The following is a 7,267-nucleotide window of genomic DNA, read 5'->3' on the forward strand; positions in this document are numbered from 1 at the left end:
CCGGTTACAGCAGGTAAGAAAGGCCGACGGTCAGACCGAACGCGACCAGCGAGATCAGCGTCTCCAGCACGGTCCAGGTCTTGAACGTCTGCGCGACCGTCATGTTGAAGTATTCCTTGATCAACCAGAAGCCGCCGTCGTTGACGTGGGAAAAGATAACCGAGCCGGCGCCGGTCGCCAGCACCAACAGCTCAGGGTGCGGATATCCCAGACCAATGGCCACCGGCGCGACCACGCCGGACGCGGTAGTCATGGCCACGGTCGCGGAGCCGGTGGCGATGCGCATCAATGCAGCGAACAACCAACCCATGATCAGCGGCGACAGGTGGAATTCGTGAGCGAGGCCGACGATCTGATCGGTCACGCCTGCATCCACCAGAATCCGGTTCAAGCCGCCGCCAGCGCCGACCAGCAAGGTAATACTGGCTGTCGGCGCCAGACATTCGTTGGTGAATTTGAGGATCGATTCGCGGTTGAAACCCTGAGCAATCCCGAGCGTCCAGAAGCTCAACAACGTCGCCAGCAACAGCGCAATCACCGAGTTGCCGATGAACAGCAGGAACTGATTGAAGCCGCTGCCCGGCGTGGAAATCAGGTTGGCCCAACCGCCGAGCAGCATCAACACCACCGGCAACAGAATGGTCGCCATGGTGATGCCGAAACCCGGCAGTTTGTCCCGTGGTTCGCGGTCGAGGAATTGTTTTTCCAGCGGGTTATCCGCCGGCAACTGAATGCGCGGCACGATGAATTTGGCGTATAGCGGCCCGGCAATGATTGCCGTTGGAATGCCGATGGCAATCGCATACAGCAAGGTCTGCCCGGCCGAGGCCTGATAGGCCTGCACCGCGAGCATCGCCGCCGGGTGCGGCGGCACCAGCGCATGCACCACCGACAGGCCGGCGACCATCGGCAACCCGACCATCAGAATCGACACGCCAACCCGCCGTGCCACGGTAAACGCAATCGGCACCAGCAAGACGAAACCGACTTCGAAAAACAGCGGCAAGCCGACCAGAAACGCGATACAGACCATCGCCCAGTGCGCGTTCTTCTCGCCGAATTTATCGATCAGCGTGCGCGCCATCTGCTCGGCGCCACCGGACTCGGCCATCATCTTGCCGAGCATCGTCCCCAGCGCCACCACCAGCGCAATATGCCCCAGCGTCTTGCCAACCCCAGCCTCATACGCCCCCACCACACCCGAGGCCGGCATCCCGGCCACCAGCGCCAGGCCGATGGAAATCAAGGTAATGACAATGAACGGATTGAGCCGATAACGGGCGATCAGAACGATCAAGGCGATGATGGCAACGGCTGCATAAACCAGCAGCCAATAGCCGAAGTCAGGCGTCATGCGGTACTCCTCGAAAGGGTCACGTTCGAATGGGTTGTGAAACTCATAAATCATTTCGAGATCGAGATTTCAAACCGCATGAAAGTAATTTTCGTGGAGAGGTAAGGCGTGTCGCTAATGGATATGTCTTGTCGCGATTAATGAAAATCGCGGGGCGGGATTTTCATACTTATGCAGTCAACCCAAAACCCTGTGGGAGCGAGCTTGCTCGCGAAGACGGCTTCACATTCAACATCTCTGCCGACTGATCCACCGCTTTCGCGAGCAAGCTCGCTCCCACAGTTTTGATTGCAACGCGTCAGGTACAACGCGGATAACCTGTGGGAGCTGGCTTGCCAGCGATGACGGTTGCACATTCAACTTAGGTGTTGGCTGGTGAACCGCTATCGCTGGCAAGCCAGCTCCCACAGGTTCGGTGGTGATTACAAGGTTGGCGTAAGCGTCACACCATTTCGTTACGAATCCATTCAACCACCGAGGTGCGCTTAGGCGCCCAGCCCAGCAGTTCGCGGGCATGTTTGCCGCGCACTCGGCTGTTGGAGCCGAGGCCGTAGTTGGCCATTTCGTAGCCCCATTCGGCTTCGGCGTCTTTCAATGCCCAGTCTTGCGGTTGGCCCAGGTTCAGCGCTTCGGCCATGGCGGTGGTCATGTCGATGAACGACGCTTCGCCGCTTTCGACAAAGTAGAACGTGCCCGGAATATTTTTGGTCAGCGCCAGCAGATAGAGAGCGACGACGTCTTCGATGTGCACGTTGGACCAGATGTTCTGGCCAGTGCCGACATGTCGTACCACGCCGCTTTTGCGCGCCTGTTTCAGCAGTCGCGGCAATTGCACGCTGTCGCGATTGACGCCCAGGCTGTGGCCGTAGATCAGCGTGTTGCAGATGACGGCGCAATTCACACCGTCCTTCGCCGCCGCGAGGATCAGGTTGTCGATGGCCACGCGTGCGGCCTTGTCGACAGTCGGCTCCGGCAAATTGTCTTCGTAGTAGATGACGTCGCTGGACTTGCCGCCCGAGGCATCGCCGACGATGCTCGAACCGCTGGTGTGCAGAAACACTTTGTTGGAACCGCACAAGGCATCGAGCAAGGCTTCGACCGCGCCGCGATGGTCGCTGCTGGCGGCGTTGATCACCGCGTCGGCGGCGCGGGCCTGTTCGGCGAGCAGCGCTTCGTCGTCGAGGCTGCCGATTACCGGGGTGATGCCGAGGGCTTTGAGTTCATCGGCCTGTTCAGCACTGCGCACCAGACCGGTGACGTTGTGCCCGGCCTGAACCAGGCCAGTGGCGATCGAGCCGCCGATAAAACCGGCAGCGCCGGTGACGAATACGTTCATGGAGTAACTCCCTGCGTGAGTAAGTGATGGAACGAGTATCGGCCCGTGAACCCAAGGGAAAAACCCGCCCTCACCCAATTCACTCTTGCGCAGAGGTCACGAATCAGCCCTTGAAATCGGCGCTGGCGTAGGCGGCGAGTTTGCTCTGAATAAAGTCGAGGAAGCATTGAATGCGCAGCGCCAGTTGCGAGTTACGGTAGTACACCGCGTTGATCGGCTGGCGATAACCGCTGTTGAATTCGCCAAGCAGAACTACCAAGCGCCCGGCACGAATGTCATCGATGGTCATGAAGTGCGACAGGCAAGCGATGCCCTGCCCTTCCAGCGCCAGATGGCGCACGGTCTCGCCGCTGGAGGCGCTGATCGCCGGGGTGATTGGCCAACGGTCACCGTGCACATAGCGCAGCGGCCATTGGTTGAGGCCTTCATTCTGGGTGAAACCGAGCAAGGTGTGTTCGCCCAGATCCGCCACCTGTTGAGGGGCGCCATGTTTTTTCAGATAGGCCGGGCTGGCGACGATCAGCAGCGGACTGCAACCGAGCGAGCGTGCGTGCAACGTCGAATCGGCGAGGGTGCCGATGCGGATGGCGACGTCGGTGCTTTGTTCCAGCAGGTCAATGATCAGGTCATTGCTGTTGAGTTCGAGCTGGATGTCCGGGTAGAGCCGGCGGAATTCGTCGATGTACGGGACGATGGCGTGGAGCATGAACGGCGAAGCGGCGTTGATTCGCAAACGTCCGGACGGGGTTTGCTGGCGCGAGGACAGACGTTCTTCGAGTTGATCCATCTGGTCGAGAATCAGCTTGGCGTGTTCGAAGAAGTACTTGCCCTCTTCGGTCAGGTCCATGCGCCGCGTGGTGCGGTTGATCAGCGTGGTGTCGAGCTTGGCTTCCAGCTTCGACAGTGTGCGACTGACGGCTGATGGAGTCTGGCCGACTTGCTCGGCGGCTGCGGAGATGGAACCGCATTCGATCACGCAGACGAAAATCTGCAACTCATCGGATCTGGCTTTCACGGGTGTCCTCTTTGAGATCGCCAAGATCGCAGCCTGCGGCAGCTCCTACATGTGAACTCTGTAGGAGCTGCCGCAGGCTGCGATCTTTTGCTGTTCACCGATAGTAGCCCTAAACCACTTAAGCCTTAAGGCCAAACACCTCGGTCAGATGCTGCTCATACCGCGCCACATCACCTTCGATATTCGGACGCTTCATCACGTCTACACAGAGGAACGTCGGCAACGCGGTCATGCCCAAAAACTCGTTGGCCTTGTGAAACGGGAAGTACACCGCATCAACGCCTTTGGCTTCAAAGAAATCGGTTGGATCATCAAAGGCTTGTTGCGGCGCATTCCAGGTCAGCGACAGCATGTATTGCTTGCCCTGAATCAGGCCGCCGCTGCCGTACTTCTGCGAGGCGTCGGAGCGGGTGCGGCCATCGCTGGCGTAGAGGCTGCCGTGGCCTTCGGTGAAGACTTCGTCGAGGTACTTTTTCACTGTCCACGGCGCGCCCATCCACCAGCCCGGCATCTGATAAATGATCACGTCGGCCCAGAGGAATTTGGCCACTTCTTCAGCGACGTCGTAGCCCTCATCGATGAATGTGGTTTTGACGTCGACACCGCCGCGATCCAGCACGCTCAGTGCGGTTTCGTGCAGGGTGGTGTTGTAGCGACCGTCGGAGTGGGCGAATTTTTTACCGCCATTGAGCAGCAATACTTTTTTCATCAGAAAACCTCGGCGCAGCCATGGGCTGGGTGGAGAAGGGAAAATGGAATGGCGGCAGATTAACGATCCGCCTCGCGCGGAATAAGCCGTGATTACGCAAAATACATTTGACTGAAAAGCACGAATCGAATGCCGATTATTGCAATAGCATCCGCAGCCATCTGATTTGAGGAGTTGTTGCGATGAGTGAACGCCAGGGTTTTATCCTGCATGCCAAGACCCGCCCGGAAAAAGCCGAGGCCTTTGAAGCGCTGTTTCGCGCCTATGTCGAGCCGAGTCGGGCGGAGCCGGGCTGCATCGAATACCACATGCTGCGCGACAAGAAAGATCCGTCGCTGTTCATCTTCTACGAGATCTGGGCATCTCAGGCACATCTCGACGTGCATTCGAATCTGCCACACATGAAGGCATTTTTTGAACGGCGCATGGAGTATCTGGAGCGCGACTTCGAGATCCGCGCCATCGAGATGCTCAGCGAAGCCTCGGCTAACCGCTGATCAGCAAGTGGGCGCCGAGCGCGCCCAGTCCGATAAAGAACACTCGCTTGAACAACACCGCACTGATGCGTTGCCGCAACCATTGGCCGAGCAGCATGCCGAGGACGGCGGGGATCAGCGCCAGCAGCGAGGCGCTCAATTCGCCGCCACCGAGGGCGCCACGCCAGAGCAATCCAGCGGCCAACGCCAGCGTCGACACGGTGAAGGACACACCCAGCGCCTGGACCAGTTCATCCCGGTTCAAACCCAGCGCTTGCAGGTATGGCACCGCCGGAATCACGAAGACGCCAGTGGCTGAGGTGATGACGCCGGTGATCAAACCGCACAGTGGACCGAGCCACCGCTCATGGCGAGGTGTTACGTGCAGCGTTGGCAGGAACAGTCCGCTCAACGCATACAGCAACAGCGCCGCGCCGAGCCCGCGCACCACCCAATGCCCGCCCGCCATGCCGATCCACAGCGTGCCGATGCCGGTGCCGAGGAAGATCATCAACAACATCGGCCAGAGGCGTTTGATCAGGCCTTTCAGGTGACCACCGAATGCCAGTTGCCAGACATTGGTCAGCGTGGCCGGGATGATCAGCAAAGCGGCAGCCTGTGACGGCGCCATAGCCAGACCGAGCAATCCCATGGCGACGGTGGGCAAGCCGAGACCGATCACGCCCTTGATCAGGCCAGCGAGGATGAAAGTAGCGATGACCAGCAGGGACAGGGCCAAACCGAGGTGCTGGTAGAAGTCGGTGAATGTGTTCATGGTGCTACTGTGCGCCAGTCAAGGTTGGCTGAAAATCTGCCATATACTGAGGCAGCCTCTGCTTTTGTGAGAGGCTGATGGCCTCATCGCTGGCAAGCCAGCTCCCACAGGGTTCAGTGTTGATCACAAAATTTGAGAACCACACAAATCCTGTGGGAGCTGGCTTGCCAGCGATGGGGCCGGGATAAACTCCACAAAACCGGCTGCCCCCATGCACTTCGACCTCACCGACCTGCGCCTCTACCTGCACATCCTCGACACCGGCAACATCACCGCCGGCGCCGCGCGCAGCCATTTATCCCTCGCTGCAGCCAGCGCCAGAATCCGCGCCATGGAAGCCTCGCTCGGCACAGATTTTCTTGAGCGCGGCCGCCGTGGGGTCACACCGACACCCGCCGGCAACGCCCTCGCCCACCACGCGCGAATACTCCTGCAACAGGCCGAACGCATGCAGCAGGATCTCGCCGACTACGCCCAAGGCGTCAAAGGTCAGGTGCGATTGCTGTGCAACACCACGGCAATCACCGAATACCTGCCTGAGGTGCTCGCCGATTTTCTGCGCGACCACCCCAATCTCGACATCGATTTGCAGGAGTTGCCCAGCGCGCGCATCACCCACGCCTTGCGCCAAGGTGCGGCAGACCTCGGCATCGTCTCCGATGCGGTAGACACCAGCGACCTGCAGACGCAACCGTTTCGCGACGATCCACTGGTGCTGATCCTGCCCCTCGATCACCCGTTGTCTGACGCCGTCGACGTCAGTTTCAGCGAGGCGTTGCACCACGACTTTGTCGGACTCAGCGCCAACAGTGCTTTGGCGATCTACCTTGAAGAACAGGCCCTGCACAGCGGCGCACGCATGCAGGTGCGGATCCGTGCTGACGGTTTCGACGGCGTGATGCGCATGGTCAGCCGAGGCGCCGGGCTGGCCATCGTGCCGCTGGCCGCTGTCGAGCGCGCAGCGCCACGCGGTTTCAAAAGCGTAGCGCTCAACGAACCGTGGGCGCGCCGCACGCTGAAACTGTGCGCGAGGGATTTCGGCGCCTTGCCAGGTTATGCCAAGGCCTTGCTGGACGCGCTTACTGATGCGCGTTTCTGAGCAGTTTGATGTCGACCCCAGACAACTGAGCCCCGACCGGGCGCTATAGGGTGCGAGTTCATTTCTCAAGTCCACTGCCCGGAGTCCTCATGACCGCGACCGCCCCTATCACCGTTCTGCGCGACACTCACCCGCTGCCGGTACTCGACGCCTGCAAATGGGAAAAACTCGAAGGCGACCCGCACACCGTCAACCTCAACGCCTACACCAGCGAAGACGGCAGCAAGATCATGGGCACGTGGATCTGCACGCCGGGCAAATGGCGCGTTGATTACGTGAAGTGGGAATACTGCCATTTCCAGGAAGGCTACTGCGTGATCACCCCGGACGGCATGGCGCCGATTCACCTGCGCGCCGGCGATATCTTCGTCGTTGAGCCGGGCATGAAAGGCACGTGGGAAGTGGTCGAAACCGTGCGCAAATATTTCGTGTTTGCCTGATAAAGCAAAAGATCGCAGCCTTCGGCAGCTCCTACAGGTGGAATGCGTTTCCTGTAGGAGCTG

8 protein-coding genes are annotated in these 7,267 nt (G+C 59.6%); 3 read left to right on the forward strand and 5 right to left on the reverse strand.

Features of this window, described 5'->3' with window-relative positions:
• Positions 1–4: 4 nt before the first annotated feature.
• The 4 genes from EJA71_RS17095 to EJA71_RS17110 form a co-directional block, all read right to left on the reverse strand.
• Positions 5–1,354, reverse strand: a complete 1,350-nt coding sequence (locus EJA71_RS17095) for a GntP family permease (RefSeq protein ID WP_158958670.1) — start codon at positions 1,352–1,354, stop codon at positions 5–7.
• A 442-nt stretch (positions 1,355–1,796) separates the two neighbouring features.
• Entirely contained in the window at positions 1,797–2,690 is an 894-nt protein-coding gene (locus tag EJA71_RS17100) for an NAD-dependent epimerase/dehydratase family protein (protein ID WP_158958672.1), read from the reverse strand.
• Between the two features lie 103 nt (positions 2,691–2,793).
• Complete coding sequence (locus EJA71_RS17105) at positions 2,794–3,705, reverse strand: LysR family transcriptional regulator (protein ID WP_158958674.1); 912 nt, start codon at positions 3,703–3,705, stop codon at positions 2,794–2,796.
• Between the two features lie 118 nt (positions 3,706–3,823).
• Positions 3,824–4,414: an NAD(P)H-dependent oxidoreductase gene (locus EJA71_RS17110; RefSeq protein WP_158958676.1), complete on the reverse strand. Its 591-nt coding sequence runs from the start codon at positions 4,412–4,414 to the stop codon at positions 3,824–3,826.
• 182 nt (positions 4,415–4,596) lie between these two features.
• Between EJA71_RS17110 and EJA71_RS17115 the strand changes: the two genes are divergently transcribed.
• The gene (locus EJA71_RS17115) at positions 4,597–4,911 is read left to right on the forward strand and encodes a putative quinol monooxygenase (protein ID WP_158958678.1); all 315 of its coding nucleotides are present in this window, start codon (positions 4,597–4,599) and stop codon (positions 4,909–4,911) included.
• On the opposite strand, the gene EJA71_RS17120 is transcribed toward EJA71_RS17115, so the two are convergent.
• Positions 4,901–5,665 (reverse strand): sulfite exporter TauE/SafE family protein, encoded by a 765-nt coding sequence (locus tag EJA71_RS17120; protein ID WP_158958680.1) that lies wholly within the window; start codon positions 5,663–5,665, stop codon positions 4,901–4,903. The genes EJA71_RS17115 and EJA71_RS17120 overlap by 11 nt on opposite strands.
• 211 nt (positions 5,666–5,876) lie before the next feature.
• Between EJA71_RS17120 and EJA71_RS17125 the strand changes: the two genes are divergently transcribed.
• The gene (locus tag EJA71_RS17125) at positions 5,877–6,764 is read left to right on the forward strand and encodes a LysR substrate-binding domain-containing protein (RefSeq protein ID WP_158958682.1); all 888 of its coding nucleotides are present in this window, start codon (positions 5,877–5,879) and stop codon (positions 6,762–6,764) included.
• An 89-nt stretch (positions 6,765–6,853) separates the two neighbouring features.
• Positions 6,854–7,204, forward strand: a complete 351-nt coding sequence (locus EJA71_RS17130; RefSeq protein WP_016770579.1) for a cupin domain-containing protein — start codon at positions 6,854–6,856, stop codon at positions 7,202–7,204.
• Positions 7,205–7,267 lie beyond the last annotated feature (63 nt).

Source organism: Pseudomonas sp. PB106, assembly GCF_009764645.1.
In the GTDB taxonomy this organism is placed as follows: domain Bacteria; phylum Pseudomonadota; class Gammaproteobacteria; order Pseudomonadales; family Pseudomonadaceae; genus Aquipseudomonas.